13 protein-coding genes are annotated in these 15,163 nt (G+C 69.1%); all 13 read left to right on the forward strand.

The features are described 5' to 3' along the window. Positions 1-20 precede the first annotated feature (20 nt). Complete coding sequence (gene otsA / locus EDF24_RS10005) at positions 21-1,613, forward strand: alpha,alpha-trehalose-phosphate synthase (UDP-forming) (RefSeq protein ID WP_123656190.1); 1,593 nt, start codon at positions 21-23, stop codon at positions 1,611-1,613. Continuing rightward, positions 1,606-2,403, forward strand: a complete 798-nt coding sequence (otsB, locus tag EDF24_RS10010; RefSeq protein ID WP_123656191.1) for a trehalose-phosphatase — start codon at positions 1,606-1,608, stop codon at positions 2,401-2,403. Before otsA ends, otsB begins: the two co-directional genes overlap by 8 nt. A gap of 91 nt (positions 2,404-2,494) precedes the next feature. Continuing rightward, on the forward strand, positions 2,495-4,189 hold the full coding sequence (gene ilvD / locus EDF24_RS10015; protein ID WP_123656192.1) for a dihydroxy-acid dehydratase: 1,695 nt from the start codon (positions 2,495-2,497) through the stop codon (positions 4,187-4,189). 47 nt (positions 4,190-4,236) lie between these two features. Beyond that, a complete protein-coding gene (locus tag EDF24_RS10020; protein ID WP_123702539.1) occupies positions 4,237-6,060 on the forward strand; it encodes an acetolactate synthase large subunit in 1,824 nt (607 codons plus the stop codon). Further along, positions 6,057-6,557, forward strand: a complete 501-nt coding sequence (ilvN, locus tag EDF24_RS10025; protein WP_123656194.1) for an acetolactate synthase small subunit — start codon at positions 6,057-6,059, stop codon at positions 6,555-6,557. Before EDF24_RS10020 ends, ilvN begins: the two co-directional genes overlap by 4 nt. Before the next feature lie 46 nt (positions 6,558-6,603). After that, the gene (gene ilvC / locus EDF24_RS10030; protein ID WP_123656195.1) at positions 6,604-7,629 is read left to right on the forward strand and encodes a ketol-acid reductoisomerase; all 1,026 of its coding nucleotides are present in this window, start codon (positions 6,604-6,606) and stop codon (positions 7,627-7,629) included. Positions 7,630-7,842: 213 nt separating this feature from the next. Continuing rightward, the gene (locus EDF24_RS10035) at positions 7,843-9,033 is read left to right on the forward strand and encodes a mannitol-1-phosphate 5-dehydrogenase (protein ID WP_123656196.1); all 1,191 of its coding nucleotides are present in this window, start codon (positions 7,843-7,845) and stop codon (positions 9,031-9,033) included. A gap of 65 nt (positions 9,034-9,098) precedes the next feature. Further along, a complete protein-coding gene (locus EDF24_RS10040; protein ID WP_123656197.1) occupies positions 9,099-9,563 on the forward strand; it encodes a hypothetical protein in 465 nt (154 codons plus the stop codon). Next, complete coding sequence (locus EDF24_RS10045) at positions 9,560-9,937, forward strand: hypothetical protein (RefSeq protein ID WP_123702541.1); 378 nt, start codon at positions 9,560-9,562, stop codon at positions 9,935-9,937. The genes EDF24_RS10040 and EDF24_RS10045 overlap by 4 nt, the downstream gene beginning before the upstream one ends. 158 nt (positions 9,938-10,095) lie before the next feature. Then, complete coding sequence (serA, locus tag EDF24_RS10050; protein ID WP_123656199.1) at positions 10,096-11,685, forward strand: phosphoglycerate dehydrogenase; 1,590 nt, start codon at positions 10,096-10,098, stop codon at positions 11,683-11,685. A gap of 12 nt (positions 11,686-11,697) precedes the next feature. Further along, positions 11,698-12,765: a 3-isopropylmalate dehydrogenase gene (locus EDF24_RS10055; protein ID WP_123702543.1), complete on the forward strand. Its 1,068-nt coding sequence runs from the start codon at positions 11,698-11,700 to the stop codon at positions 12,763-12,765. A 15-nt stretch (positions 12,766-12,780) separates the two neighbouring features. Then, a complete protein-coding gene (locus EDF24_RS10060) occupies positions 12,781-13,920 on the forward strand; it encodes a branched-chain amino acid aminotransferase (RefSeq protein ID WP_123702545.1) in 1,140 nt (379 codons plus the stop codon). A 30-nt stretch (positions 13,921-13,950) separates the two neighbouring features. Continuing rightward, a complete protein-coding gene (locus EDF24_RS10065; RefSeq protein ID WP_123656202.1) occupies positions 13,951-14,721 on the forward strand; it encodes a fumarylacetoacetate hydrolase family protein in 771 nt (256 codons plus the stop codon). Positions 14,722-15,163: the final 442 nt, after the last annotated feature.

The following is a 15,163-nucleotide window of genomic DNA, read 5'->3' on the forward strand; positions in this document are numbered from 1 at the left end:
CGCGCTGGTAGTTTCGACCCGTGTCAGCACCTCACAGTTCGTCCAGCAAGTACTCCTTCGTCGTGGCCTCGAACCGGCTCCCCGTGGACCGCGTCGTCGACGAGGACGGCAACGAAGGCTGGCGGCACTCGCCCGGTGGACTGGTCACCGCGCTCGAGCCGGTGATGCGTGCGAACGACGGCGCCTGGGTCGGCTGGGTCGGCCAGCCCGACGTCGAGGTCGAGCCGTTCGACAACGAGGGCATCCACATCGTCCCGGTCCCGCTCAGCGGTTCCGACGTCGAGGACTACTACGAGGGCTTCAGCAACGACACCCTCTGGCCGCTCTACCACGACGTGATCGAGCACCCGAGCTACCACCGCGACTGGTGGAACGCGTACAAGAGCGTGAACAAGCGCTTCGCGGAGCAGATCGCCGAGATCACCGAGCAGGACGGCATCGTCTGGGTGCAGGACTACCAGCTGCAGCTCGTCCCGGCGCTCCTCCGCGAACTCCGCCCGGACGTGACGATCGGCTTCTTCAACCACATCCCGTTCCCGCCGGTCGGCATCTACGCGCAGCTCCCGTGGCGTGCGCAGATCCTCGACGGGCTGCTCGGCGCGGACGTGATCGGCTTCCAGCGCCACGACGACGCCAGCGACTTCCTCCGTGCCGTCCGGCACATCAAGGGCTACACGACCAAGGGCACCACGATCGACGTCCCCGTCGACGACCCGCAGGCTCCGCGGAGCCGCAAGGGCATCACGGTGCGCCACGTCGAGGCCCGGCACTTCCCGATCTCGATCGACGCGGAGAGCTTCGAGGACATCGCGCGGAAGCCCGAGGTCCAGGAACGCGCCCGTGAGATCCGCGAGGGCCTCGGCAACCCGAAGACGGTCCTCCTCGGCGTGGACCGGCTCGACTACACCAAGGGCATCCGGCACCGCATCAAGGCGTTCGGTGAGCTCATCGAGGACGGCCGCATCAAGGTCGAGGACGCCACCTTGGTGCAGGTCGCGAGCCCGAGCCGTGAGCGCGTCGACACCTACCGGACCCTCCGCGACGAGATCGAGCTGAGCGTCGGCCGGATCAACGGCGACCTCGGCACGATCGGCCACCAGCCGATCTCGTACCTGCACCACGGCTACCCGCGCGAGGAGATGGTCGCGCTCTACCTGGCCGCCGACATCATGCTCGTCACCGCCCTCCGCGACGGCATGAACCTCGTCGCGAAGGAGTACGTCGCGACGCGCTTCGACAACGACGGCGTGCTGATCCTCTCCGAGTTCGCCGGGGCCGCCGACGAACTCAAGCAGGCCGTGATCATCAACCCGCACGACATCGGCGCCATGAAGGACTCGATCGAGCGCGCGATCGAGATGCCCCGTCGCGAGCGCTCCACGCGGATGCGCGCGCTCCGGAAGCGCGTCCGGGACAACGACGTGGCCCGCTGGTCGCGCTCGTTCCTCGAAGCGCTCGACCGCCACGCCCCACGGAACGCCCGCATCGACCCGTCGGCGACGGATCCCGCGGACCGTCACCGCGAGGCCCAGACCGACAACATGTCGATCTTCGACCAGGACGCCCAGAAGGCGCGTGCTGCTGAGGACACCCGGGAGGCCCGTGATGCCTGAGACGACCACCAACGTCGACGAGACGACGACCCCAGAGCTCGACACGGCCCTCGCGGACCTGGCTGCGGCCGACCGCCTGCTGGTCGCGTTGGACTTCGACGGCACCCTGGCGCCGTTCGCGGACGACCCGTCCCAGGTCGGCGCCCTGCCGGGCAGCTGGGCCGCGGTGCTGACGCTGCAGCGCGCGAAGGACACCGAGGTGGTGCTGGTCTCCGGCCGGCCGCTCGGCAGCCTCGCGCGGGTCACGCACGCCCCGGACGACATGTCGCTCGTCGGCTCGCACGGTGTTGAGTGGCGCGTCGACGGCCATGACGAAGCCGCGCTGACCGAGGACGAGCAGGCACGGGTGGCCCGCATCGGTGCCGCCCTCGACGAAGTGGGCGCACGGTTCCCCGGTGTCGTCATCGAGCACAAGCCCGCCGGGCACGGCGTGCACACCCGACGTGTGAGCGCCGAGGTCGCGGCCGAGGCGAACGCCGCGGCCAGCCAGGCGGCGCACGACGCCGACCCGGACGTCCTCGAGCGTGGCGGCAAGGACATCGTCGAGTTCGCCGTCCGGCACGTCACGAAGGGCGACGCCATCGCCCGGCTGCGGGACCTCCGTGGCGCGGACGGGGTGTTCTTCGCCGGCGACGACGTCACCGACGAGGACGCCTTCCGCGTGCTGGGTGCCGGTGACGTCGGCGTGAAGGTGGGGGAGGGCGAGACGCTCGCGGGGTACCGCGTGAGCGATCCCGCTGCCCTGACCGACGTCCTGAAGCAGCTCGCACGCCTGCGGGCCACGCGCTGAGACCCGAGCCGAGCCTCCCGTCCGATGATCGGAACCATGCATATGCATGAAGGTGCACGATTGGTATCCCAATCGGTCCTAGACTCGCTCCATGCCTGATATCGACGTCAAGCCGCGTAGCCGAGTCGTCACCGACGGGATCGAAGCAACCACCTCGCGTGGCATGCTGCGCGCCGTCGGGATGGGGGACGAGGACTGGGAGAAGCCGCAGATCGGCATCGCCTCGTCCTGGAACGAGATCACCCCCTGCAACCTGAGCCTCGACCGGCTCGCCCAGGGCGCCAAGGAAGGCGTCCACGGCGGTGGCGGGTACCCGCTCCAGTTCGGCACCATCTCCGTCTCGGACGGCATCTCGATGGGCCACGAGGGCATGCACTTCTCCCTCGTCTCGCGCGAGGTCATCGCGGACAGCGTCGAGACCGTCGTCAACGCGGAGCGCCTCGACGGCACCGTGCTGCTCGCCGGCTGCGACAAGTCGCTCCCCGGCATGCTCATGGCCGCCGCGCGTCTCGACCTCGCGAGCGTCTTCCTCTACGCGGGCTCGGTCATGCCGGGCTACGTGAAGCAGGCCGACGGCACGATGAAGGAAGTCACGATCATCGACTCCTTCGAGGGCGTCGGCGCCTGCAAGGCCGGCACCATGAGCGAAGAAGAGCTCAAGAAGATCGAGTGTGCGATCGTCCCCGGCGAAGGCGCCTGTGGCGGGATGTACACCGCGAACACGATGGCGTCGGTCGCCGAAGCACTCGGGATGTCGCTCCCGGGCTCGGCCGCGCCGCCCAGCGCCGACCGCCGCCGCGACTACTACGCGCACCGCTCCGGCGAGGCCGTTGTGAACATGCTCAAGCACGGCATCACCGCGCGCCAGATCCTGACGAAGGAGGCGTTCGAGAACGCGATCGCCGTCGCGATGGCCCTCGGAGGCTCCACCAACGTCGTCCTGCACCTGCTGGCGATCGCGCACGAGGCCGAGGTCGAGCTGGACCTCGACGACTTCAACCGCATCGGCTCCAAGGTCCCGCACCTGGCCGACATGAAGCCGTTCGGCAAGTACGTCATGGTCGACGTCGACCGCAACGGCGGCATCCCGGTGATCATGAAGGCGCTGCTCGACGCCGGGCTCCTGCACGGCGAGTGCATGACCGTGACGGGCAAGACCGTCGCCGAGAACCTGGCCGAGATCGACCCGCCGGAGCTCGACGGCGAGGTCTTCCGCAAGCTCGACAACCCGATCCACGAGACCGGTGGCCTGACGATCCTGCAGGGCTCGTTCGCACCAGAGGGTGCCGTCGTGAAGACCGCCGGCTTCGACGCCTCGGTGTTCGAGGGCCCCGCGCGGGTGTTCGACCGCGAGCGCTCCGCCATGGACGCCCTCACCGAGGGTCGGATCCAGAAGGGCGACGTCGTCGTCATCCGGTACGAGGGCCCCAAGGGCGGCCCGGGCATGCGCGAGATGCTCGCCATCACGGCGGCCATCAAGGGCGCGGGTCTCGGCAAGGATGTACTACTGTTGACCGACGGCAGATTCTCAGGCGGCACAACCGGCCTGTGCATCGGCCACATCGCACCGGAAGCAGTGGACGCAGGTCCAGTTGCCTTCGTGCGCGATGGCGACCGCATCCGTGTCGACATCGCGGCTCGCACGCTCGACCTACTGGTCGACCCTGCCGAGCTGGAATCCCGCCGTGACGGCTGGGAACCGCTGCCCCCGCGCTACACCCGCGGAGTCCTCGCGAAGTACGCCAAGCTCGTCCAGTCCGCCGCCAAGGGCGCGGTCACGGGCTAGCGTTCGACACCCGCACCACCGCCATCTCGTAAGGCAAGGAACCCTTCATGCCCACGGAAGCCACACCGCTGTCCGCGGCCACCGGAGCACGTCGATCGCCGGAGGTCCTGACCGGCTCGGGAGCCGTCCTGCGGACGCTCGAGCACCTCGGGATCACCGACGTCTTCGGCCTGCCCGGCGGCGCGATCATCCCCTTCTACGACGAGCTCATGGCGTCGACGACCATCCGGCACATCCTGGTCCGGCACGAGCAGGGCGCCGGCCACGCGGCTGAGGGCTACGCGTCTGCGTCCGGCAAGGTCGGCGTCGCGATCGCCACGTCCGGCCCCGGTGCCACGAACCTCGTCACCGCGATCGCCGACGCCTACATGGACTCGGTCCCGTTCATCGCGATCACCGGCCAGGTGTTCTCCACGCTGATGGGCACCGACGCCTTCCAGGAAGCGGACATCGTCGGCATCACGATGCCGATCACGAAGCACTCGTTCCTCGTGACCGACCCCGCCGACGTCCCCGCGACGCTCGCCGCCGCGCACCTGATCGCGACGACGGGCCGCCCGGGCCCGGTGCTCGTCGACATCACCAAGGACGCCCAGCAGAAGTCGGCGCCGTACGTCTGGCCGCCGAAGGTCGACCTGCCCGGCTACCGTCCGGTGACCAAGGCGCACGGCAAGCAGATCACCGCGGCCGCCCAGCTCCTCGCGGAGTCGAACCGTCCGGTGCTCTACGTCGGCGGCGGCGTGATCCGCTCCCGTGCGACCGCCGAGCTCATCGCCTTCGCCGAGGCCACCGGGGCCCCCGTCGTGACGACGCTGATGGCCCGCGGCGCGTTCCCGGACTCGCACCAGCAGCACCTCGGCATGCCCGGCATGCACGGCACCGTGCCCGCGGTCCTCGGGCTGCAGGAGAGCGACCTCATCATCGCCCTCGGCGCCCGCTTCGACGACCGCGTCACCGGCAAGGTGGACGAGTTCGCGCCCGACGCCAAGGTCGTGCACGTCGACATCGACCCGGCGGAGATCTCCAAGATCCGCTTCGCCGACGTCCCGATCGTGGGCGACGCGAAGGACGTGCTGGTCGACCTCCTCGACGCTTGGCAGGGGATCCCCACGGACTCCCGCGCGAGCATCGCGACGTGGTGGAGCCGGCTCGAGCAGGTCCGCGCGGACTTCCCGCTCGGCTTCGCTCCGCCGCAGGACGGACTGCTGGCACCGCAGGCGATCATCAGCCGCATCGGTGAGCTCACCGGCCCCGAGGCGATCTACGCCTCCGGTGTCGGGCAGCACCAGATGTGGTCGGCGCAGTTCATCAAGTACGAGCGCCCGAACGCGTGGCTGAACTCCGGCGGCGCCGGCACGATGGGCTACTCGGTCCCCGCTGCCATGGGCGCCAAGGTCGCCGAACCGGACCGTGTGGTCTGGGCGATCGACGGCGACGGGTGCTTCCAGATGACGAACCAGGAGCTCGCGACCTGTGTCATCAACGACATCCCGATCAAGGTCGCGATCATCAACAACTCCTCGCTCGGCATGGTGCGCCAGTGGCAGACGCTGTTCTACGACGGCCGTCACTCGTTCACCGACCTGGAGACCGGCCACTCCTCACGCCGTGTCCCCGACTTCGTGAAGCTCGCCGAGGCGTACGGCGCCCTCGGCATCCGCGTCGAGAAGGAGGACGAGGTCGACGCCGCGATCCAGCTCGCCCTCGCCACCAACGACCGTCCGGTCGTCATCGACTTCGTCGTGAGCCGTGACTCGATGGTCTGGCCGATGGTCCCGCAGGGGGTCAGCAACTCGTCCATCGAGTACGCCCAGACGATCGCACCCACCTGGGACGACGAAGACGCCGACATGACGGGGGAAACCGCATGAGCCACGTCCTCTCCCTCCTCGTCGAGGACAAGCCGGGCCTCCTGACCCGTGTCGCCGGGCTCTTCGCCCGACGCGGCTTCAACATCGAGTCGCTCGCCGTGGGCAACACCGAGGTCGCGGGACTGTCCCGCATCACGGTCGTCGTCGACGTCGAGGACCTGCCGCTCGAACAGGTGACCAAGCAGCTCAACAAGCTCGTCAACGTCATCAAGATCGTCGAACTCGACTTCTCGCAGTCGGTCCAGCGCGAGCACATGCTCGTGAAGGTCCGTGTCGACAACCAGACGCGCTCGGCCGTGCTCGAAGCAGTGAACCTGTTCCGCGCCCAGGTCGTCGACGTCGCGAACGACTCGCTCATCGTCGAGGTGACCGGCGACCCCGGCAAGATCCAGGCGATCCTCCGCGTGCTCGAGCCCTACGGCATCAAGGAGCTGGCGCGCGCCGGCCTCCTCGGTGTGGGCCGCGGGCCCAAGAGCATCACCGACCGGGTGCGCTGAGCGCCACCCGGCTCCGAACGAACCACTACCAAGGAGATCACGCACCGTGACTGACATCGTGTACGACGCCGACGCCGACCTGTCCCTCATCCAGGCCAAGAAGGTCGCGGTCATCGGCTACGGCTCGCAGGGCCACGCCCACGCCCTCAACCTCCGCGACTCCGGCGTCGAGGTCAAGATCGGCCTCAAGGAGGGCTCGAAGAGCCGCCAGAAGGCCGAAGAGGCCGGCTTCGAGGTGCTCACGCCCGCCGAGGTCACCAAGTGGGCCGACGTCGTCGTGATCCTCGCGCCGGACCAGGTCCAGCGCATCGTCTACAAGGACGACATCGAGCCGAACCTCAAGCAGGGCGCGACCCTCGTCTTCGGACACGGCTTCAACATCCGCTACGGCTACATCGAGGCGCCCGCCGGTGTCGACGTGTCCCTCGTCGCACCGAAGGGCCCTGGCCACACCGTGCGCCGCGAGTACGAGGCCGGCCGTGGCGTCCCCGTGATCGTCGCCGTCGAGGTCGACGCGTCCGGCAGCGCATGGGACCTCGCCTGGTCCTACTCCAAGGCGATCGGTGGCCTCCGCTCCGGCGGCATCAAGACCACCTTCACCGAGGAGACCGAGACCGACTTGTTCGGTGAGCAGGCCGTCCTCTGCGGTGGCACGTCGCAGCTCATCCAGTACGGCTTCGAGACCCTCGTCGAGGCGGGCTACCAGCCGCAGATCGCCTACTTCGAGGTGCTCCACGAGCTCAAGCTGATCGTCGACCTCATCTGGGAGGGCGGCCTCACCAAGCAGCGCTGGTCGATCTCCGACACGGCCGAGTTCGGTGACTACGTCTCCGGCCCCCGCGTGATCTCGCCGGAGGTGAAGGAGAACATGAAGGCCGTGCTCGCCGACATCCAGGACGGCACCTTCGCGAAGCGCTTCATCGACGACCAGGACGCCGGTGCTCCGGAGTTCAAGGCGCTGCGCGAGAAGGGCGAGGGCCACCCGATCGAGGCCACCGGCCGCGAGCTCCGCAAGCTCTTCGCGTGGAAGCAGTCGGACTCGGACTACGTCGACGGTTCCGCCGCGCGGTAGTCTTCCCCAGACCACTCGACGACGAGGCGGCGGTGTGCACCCGTGCACCGCCGCTTCTCGATGTGACCCGAACGACATGAACCATCTCTTCACCACCCCCGACGCCGCGGACCGGCGTCCCTCCGGCGACCCCCGGGGCGTTGCACGACAGGCGTTGCGCGCACCGCTCACGACGTGGCAGAACCGTACCGATCGGCATGGGATGATCATCGGATGGCGGTGACGAAGCGAGCGGTCCACATCGGCGCCGGCAAGATCGGGCGCGGCTTCGTGGGCCAGTTCCTCGTGGCGAGCGGCTACGAGCTGACCTTCGTCGACGTCGACGAACGTGTGGTCGCGGCCCTCAACGAAGCCGGCAAGTTCGTCGTGCACGAAGTCGGCGACATGCCCGTCGAGCACCTGGTCTACGGGTTCAGTGCGCTGAGCAGCAAGACCGACCGTGAACGCGTCATCCAGGCCATCGCGGAAGCCGACGTCGTCACCACCGCGGTCGGTGCACGCACGCTGCCGCTGGTGGCCCCGGTGATCGCGGAGGGCCTCGCCGCCCGCCCGCTCGAGCGCGGCGACGTCACGATCGTGGCGTGCGAGAACGCCTACAACGCGACGGACTCGCTGCACGCCAGCATCCGCCGTGCGCCCATCCTCGAAGACCGGGACATCGCCGCGGTCTTCGCGAACTGCGCGATCGACCGCATCGTCCCGGACCAGTCCGGCGTCCTCGGCCAGTCCGGCGGCCTCGACGTGGTCCTCGAGCCCTTCTACGAGTGGGTCATCGAGCGCACGCCGTTCGCGTCCTCCGATGCCGAGCCGCCGGAGATCGACGGCGTGACGTGGGTCGACGACCTGCAGCCGTTCGTCGAGCGGAAGCTCTACACGGTGAACACCGCCCACGCGACGGCCGCCTACCACGGCTACGTCCGCGGGATCCGGCTCATCCGCGAAGCCCTCGAGGACACCGCCGTCCGCGCCGAGGTCGACGGCGTCCTGGCGGAGACCACCGAGCTCCTCATCGCCAAGCACGGCTTCGACCCGGACGAGCACGCGCGCTACGTCGCCGCGAACCTGTCCCGCATCGCGAACCCGCACCTGCCGGACACCACCGTCCGCGTCGGCCGGAACCCGCTCCGGAAGCTCGGCCGGCGGGAACGCTTCGTCGGCCCGGCCGCGCAGCTCGCCGAACGCGGGATGCCCGTCGAGCACCTCGTCGGCGCGATCCGCGTGGCCCTCGCCTTCGACGACCAGGACGACCCCGAGTCGATCGAGCTGCACGCGCTGCTCCGCTCCGGCGCGACCGCACACGCGCTCACCGAGATCCTCACCGGACTCATGGAGAGCCACCCGCTGTTCCCGGCGGTGCGCGACGTCGTCGCCGAGGTCCTCGAGTCCCAGGCCGCCGACGCCTGAGCCGCGGCGACGCCTGAGCGACCTCGCGGTCTCGCGTCGCGCCGTGCTCTCGTAGAATCGAGGGCATGACCCCGGCACCTCCCGCACACGACGGCGCCGCGGCGTCCCCGCCGGACGGCGCGGTCGACCACGACGACGAAGCCGCCCTCTCCTGGGACGACGCGGACGACGCCACCCACGTCGACGCCGCCCACAACCCCGTCCGGGTGAAGGCGCGCCGCGAGCACGACACCGAAGAGCCGCTCGGCTCCGGGGCGCTCGTCGGCATGGGCGTCTTCGGCGGCGTCTACCTGCTCTACACGGTGGCCTGGCTCGTCAGCGCGAGCCTCCTGACGGTCACCGGCACCGGCGTCGCGAGCATCGTGTCGGAGATCATGCGCGTCCTCGCGATCATGGCCCCGGCGTTCTGGTTCGCCGCGACCCTCTGGCTCGGGCAGGGCACCCGCAACCGCACGAAGTTCATCTGGCTGCTCGTGGGCGCGGTCGTCCTCATCCCGTGGCCCTTCATCCTGACCAGGAGCTTCGGATGAGCGCCGCCGTCTCCGAGCAGCCGCGCGTGTTCACCGTCGGCAAGCTCGCGGTCTGGATCGTCGCCGCCGTCTGTCTCGCCTACGTCACCTGGCAGGCCGTCGGCAACCTGGTCGGTGTCACGCAGTCGGTGTCCGCCTTCAACGAGTTCGTCCGGAAGAACGGCGGCTCGGGACTTGAGACCTCCACCCCGTGGCCGGCCCTCGTCCTCGACGTCGCGATCGCACCGGCGGGGTTCGTCGCCGCGTGGCTGGTGTCGCGGCGGATGGAGCTCGTCCGGACCGTCGTGGTCTTCGTCGCCGCGCTCTGCGCGGTCTCCGCGCTCTGGTTCACGCTCCTGCAGTACGTGTCCTCGACACTGCGGATCGGTTCCTGACGGAACCACATGACGGACGGGAGGCTCGTGGCGACACCGCCACGACCCTCCCGTCCGTCATGTGGTTCTCCACAGAGCCCCCGGTTGCGGTCGTAACGGCCTGCTCGCGTCGATACGATGGTGGGATACCGCCCGTCTCGTGTGAGGAAACAGCAGCTGTGCCGAAGCCGGTCGTCCTGATCGCCGAAGAACTCTCGCCCGCCACAGTCGACGCCCTCGGGCCCGACTTCGAGATCCGGAACGTGGACGGCACCGACCGCCCCGCACTCCTGGCCTCCCTCGCCGACGCGCACGCCATCCTGGTGCGTTCCGCCACCAAGGTCGACGCCGAAGCGATCGCCGCAGCACCGAACCTCAAGGTCGTCGCCCGTGCCGGCGTCGGCCTCGACAACGTCGACATCAAGGCGGCCACCACGGCCGGCGTGATGGTCGTGAACGCGCCGACGTCGAACATCATCTCGGCGGCCGAGCTCACGGTCGGTCACATCCTGTCGCTCGCGCGCCACATCCCGGCGGCGCACGCATCGCTCGCGGCCGGCGCGTGGAAGCGCTCCGCGTACACCGGCGTCGAGCTCTACGAGAAGACGGTCGGCATCATCGGCCTCGGCCGCATCGGTGCCCTGATCACCCAGCGCCTACAGGCGTTCGGCGTCTCGGTCATCGCGTACGACCCCTACGTCACCACGGCCCGTGCGCAGCAGCTCGGGGTGGAGCTCGTCTCCCTCGACGACCTGCTCAAGCGCGCGGACTTCGTCACGATCCACATGCCGAAGACGCCGGAGACCCTCGGCATGATCTCGGACGAGCAGTTCGCGATCATGAAGCCGACCGCGTTCGTCGTGAACGTGGCCCGCGGCGGCCTGATCGACGAAGACGCACTGCACCGTGCGCTCACCAGCAACCAGATCGCCGGCGCCGGCCTCGACGTCTTCGTGTCCGAGCCCCCGACGGACTCGCCCCTGGTGTCCCTGCCGAACGTCGTGGTCACGCCGCACCTCGGCGCCTCCACCGACGAAGCGCAGGAGAAGGCGGGCGTCTCGGTCGCCAAGTCCGTGCGCCTCGCGCTCGGCGGCGAGCTCGTCCCGGACGCGGTCAACGTCGCCGGTGGCGTCATCGACCCGTACGTGCGTCCGGGCATCCCGCTCGTCGAGAAGCTCGGTCAGGTCTTCACGGCCCTCGCCACCTCCCCGGTCACCAGCATCGACGTCGAGGTCCACGGCGAGCTCGCCGAGTTCGACGTCAGCGTGCTGAAGCTCGCAGCGCTGAAGGGCGTCTTCACGGACGTCGTCAGCGACCAGGTCTCCTACGTCAACGCCCCGCTCATCGCGGAGCAGCGCGGGGTCAGCGTCCGGCTCATCACCGACTCGGACAGCCCGGAGTACCGCAACGTCCTGACGATCCGCGGCGCCCAGTCCGACGGCCCGGCGATCAGCGTCTCGGGCACGCTCACCGGCCCCAAGCAGGTCGAGAAGCTCGTCGAGATCAACGGCTACGACGTCGAGGTCGCCCTCGACAAGCACCACGTGGTCATGGACTACACGGACCGCCCGGGCATCGTCGCGGTCTACGGCAAGGAGTTCGGCGAGGCGGGCATCAACATCGCCGCCATGCAGATCGCGCGCCAGGCCGCCGGCGGACAGGCGCTCAGCGTCCTCACCGTCGACTCGCCGGTGCCCGCGGAGATCCTCGAGCACGTCCGCAAGACGATCGACGCCTCCTCGCTCCGCGAGATCGACATCACGCTGTAGGGGAGCACCCACATGACGCAGACGCTCAAGCTCGCGGTCATCCGCGGTGACGGCATCGGACCGGAAGTGGTCGACGAGGCCCTCAAGGTCCTGCACGCCGTCACCCCGGACGACCTCGTGATCGACGAGACCCCGTTCTCGCTCGGTGCCACCCGGTACCTCGAGACCGGCGACATCCTCACTGAGGACGACATGGCGGCCGTGGCGTCGCACGACGCGATCCTGCTCGGCGCGGTCGGCGGGGACCCCCGCGACCCGCGCCTGGCCGGCGGGATCATCGAGCGCGGACTGCTGCTGAAGCTCCGGTTCGCGTTCGACCACTACGTCAACCTGCGTCCGACGAAGGTCTACGACTCCGTGGTGACGCCGCTCGCGGCACCCGGGGCCGTCGACTTCGTCGTCATCCGCGAAGGGACCGAGGGGCCCTACGTCGGCAACGGCGGGGCGATCCGCGTCGGGACCCCGCACGAGATCGCGACCGAGGTCTCCCTGAACACCGCGTACGGGGTGGAGCGCACGGTCCGGTACGCCTTCGACCTGGCGAACCGGCGCCCACGGAAGCACCTGACGCTCGTGCACAAGAGCAACGTGCTCGTGCACGCCGGAGCGCTCTGGCAGCGGACCGTGGCGGCCGTCGGGCAGGAGTACCCGGACGTCACCGTGGACTACCAGCACGTGGACGCGGTCACCATCCACATGGTGCGGGAGCCTGCTAGGTTCGACGTCATCGTCACCGACAACCTCTTCGGCGACATCATCACCGACCTGGCCGGCGCGATCAGCGGCGGCATCGGTCTGGCGGCCTCGGGCAACATCAACCCGGACGGCACCTTCCCCAGCATGTTCGAGCCGGTGCACGGATCCGCGCCGGACATCGCGGGTCAGCAGAAGGCCGATCCGACGGCCGCCATCCTCTCCGTCGCCCTCCTCCTCGACCACATCGGTCGTGGGGACCTGGCGACGGCGGTGACGCGGGCCGTCGAAGCGGACCTGGCTGACCGGGGCACATCGCAGCGCAGCACGGCCGAGATCGGCGACGCCATCGCCGCCGCGGCCACGGAGCGCACCACCACCGCCTGAAAGGGAGCCACACCGATGAGCACCGACACCGCCAGCACCGAGACCGCGAACCCCGAGACCGTCTTCGGGCTCGAGTTCTCCACCACCCCGTCTGCCGAGCGTCGGGCGGAGGCGGAGCGTGACGTGATCCTGGCGGACCCCGGGTTCGGCAAGCACTTCACGGACCACATGGCCACGGTGGAGTGGACGATCGACGCCGGGTGGCATGATGCCTCGATCCACCCGTACGGTCCGCTCTCGCTCGACCCGAGCGCCAGTGTCCTGCACTACGCGCAGGAGATCTTCGAGGGGCTGAAGGCCTACCGGCACGCCGACGGCTCGGTGTGGACGTTCCGCCCGGATGCCAACGCCCGTCGCTTCCAGCGGTCGGCCCGGCGACTGGCGCTGCCGGAGCTCCCGGTGGAGGTCTTCGTCGAGTCCATCCGCCAGCTCGTGCAGACCGACGTGGACTGGGTGCCCTCGGCGCCGGAGACCAGCCTGTACCTGCGGCCGTTCATGATCGCGACGGAGTCCTTCCTCGGGGTCCGTGCGGCCCAGGCGGTGGCGTACCACTGCATCGCGAGCCCGGCCGGCGCGTACTTCACGTCCGGGCCGAAGCCGGTGTCCATCTGGCTGTCGTCGAACTACGCCCGCGCGGGCCGTGGCGGCACGGGTGCGGCCAAGACCGGTGGCAACTACGCGGCGTCCCTGCTCCCGCAGCAAGAGGCGTACGAGCACGGCTGCCAGCAGGTGATGTTCCTCGACTCCGAAGAAGGCAAGTACCTCGAGGAGCTCGGCGGCATGAACGTCGTGCTCGTGAAGTCCGACGGCACGCTCGTCACCCCGGACTCCCCGTCCATCCTCGAAGGCATCACCCGTGACTCGATCCTGCAGCTCGCGGAGGACCGCGGCCTGCAGGTCGAGCGCCGTCGGGTGACCCTCGACGAGTGGCGGGACGGCGTCGCGGACGGCTCCATCACCGAGGCCTTCGCGTGCGGCACCGCCGCCGTGGTGACCCCGATCGCGGAGCTCCGCGGCGACGGCTTCACGATCGGTTCGCCGACCGTCGGTGCCGGCGAACTCACGATGTCCCTGCGCGCAGAGCTCACGGACATCCAGTCCGGCCGTCGTCCCGACCCGCACGGGTGGATGACCAAGCTGACCGACGCGTCCTGATCCGGGCTCGGGCGTCGGTAGGGTCGAACGGTGAAGATCGCACGGTTCAGCAGCAAGGGTGAAGACCCCCGGTACGGCATCCTCGACGAGCGCGCTCTGGTGGTGCTCGCGGGGGACCCGATGTACCAGGGGTTCGAGACCACGGGGGAGCGGGTGCCCCTGTCCGAGGCGAAGCTCCTGGCCCCGGTGATCCCGCGGTCGAAGGTGATCGGCGTCGGGCTCAACTACGCCGAACACGCCGCCGAGATGGACGACGTCTCGGGCGACGACCCCGTGGTGTTCCTCAAGCCGAACACCTCGGTGATCGGTCCGGACGACCCGATCCGCCTGCCCGAGGGCATCGGACGCGTCGACCACGAAGGCGAACTCGCCATCGTGATCGGGTCCCTCGCGAAGAACGTCAAGCGTGAGGACTTCGCCAGCGTGATCCTCGGGTACACGATCGCGAACGACGTGACCGCCCGTGACCTCCAGGCGCGGGACGGCCAGTGGACCCGCGCGAAGGGGTTCGACACGTTCTGCCCGCTCGGTCCGGTGATCGAGACCGAGATCGACCCGTCGGACATCCGGCTCGAGACCCGTGTGGACGGTGACCTGCGCCAGGTCGCCTCGACGAGCGAGATGGTGCACGACATCCCGTCGCTCATCGAGTTCGTGTCGGCGATCTGGACCCTGCTGCCCGGGGACGTGATCCTCACGGGGACCCCGTCGGGCGTGGGGGAGATCCGCGACGGCGAAGTCGTCGAGGTCACGATCTCCGGCATCGGCACGCTGAAGAACCCCGTCATCGCGCGTCGCTGAGCATTCCTTCTGCGTTCGACCGAGGGCCCGTCATCCACCCGGATGGCGGGCCCTTCGTCGTTCCCGAGACACGATCCCCGTCGTTCCGGGCGACACGCCGTCGTGCGCGCTCGGTTTGCCGGATCCGCCGATCGCCCGTAGAGTTCTTACTCGTCACCCCAAAGGTGCGGCGGAGAAGCCGAGACGGTCACCCGGAGCGAAAGCCCCGGAAGATGCAGTCCGACCACGCCGACCTCAAGCGGGACCACCCACTCCAATGAAGCCGGTCGATTCGACCGCCACTGAAGTAGTGGTACAGTACCGAAGTTGCCCGAGCGGGCATTCCTCCAGGGGAGAAGAAGCTCGGCGCGTCTGGTCCTTGAGAACTCAACAGCGTGCACATTGTCAATGCCAATTTATTGACCCCGTGGCGTTCCACTTGTGGGACGTCCGGAGACAATTC

Origin of the sequence: Curtobacterium sp. PhB130 (assembly GCF_003755165.1) — a bacterium.
GTDB lineage: Bacteria > Actinomycetota > Actinomycetes > Actinomycetales > Microbacteriaceae > Curtobacterium.

Coding starts and splice junctions, on each gene's coding strand:
- otsB (WP_123656191.1), top strand. CDS start 1,606: ATGCCTGAGACGACCACCAACGTCGACGAGACGACGACCCCAGAGCTC.
- ilvD (WP_123656192.1), top strand. CDS start 2,495: ATGCCTGATATCGACGTCAAGCCGCGTAGCCGAGTCGTCACCGACGGG.
- EDF24_RS10020 (WP_123702539.1), top strand. CDS start 4,237: ATGCCCACGGAAGCCACACCGCTGTCCGCGGCCACCGGAGCACGTCGA.
- ilvN (WP_123656194.1), top strand. CDS start 6,057: ATGAGCCACGTCCTCTCCCTCCTCGTCGAGGACAAGCCGGGCCTCCTG.
- EDF24_RS10035 (WP_123656196.1), top strand. CDS start 7,843: ATGGCGGTGACGAAGCGAGCGGTCCACATCGGCGCCGGCAAGATCGGG.
- EDF24_RS10040 (WP_123656197.1), top strand. CDS start 9,099: ATGACCCCGGCACCTCCCGCACACGACGGCGCCGCGGCGTCCCCGCCG.
- EDF24_RS10045 (WP_123702541.1), top strand. CDS start 9,560: ATGAGCGCCGCCGTCTCCGAGCAGCCGCGCGTGTTCACCGTCGGCAAG.
- EDF24_RS10055 (WP_123702543.1), top strand. CDS start 11,698: ATGACGCAGACGCTCAAGCTCGCGGTCATCCGCGGTGACGGCATCGGA.
- EDF24_RS10060 (WP_123702545.1), top strand. CDS start 12,781: ATGAGCACCGACACCGCCAGCACCGAGACCGCGAACCCCGAGACCGTC.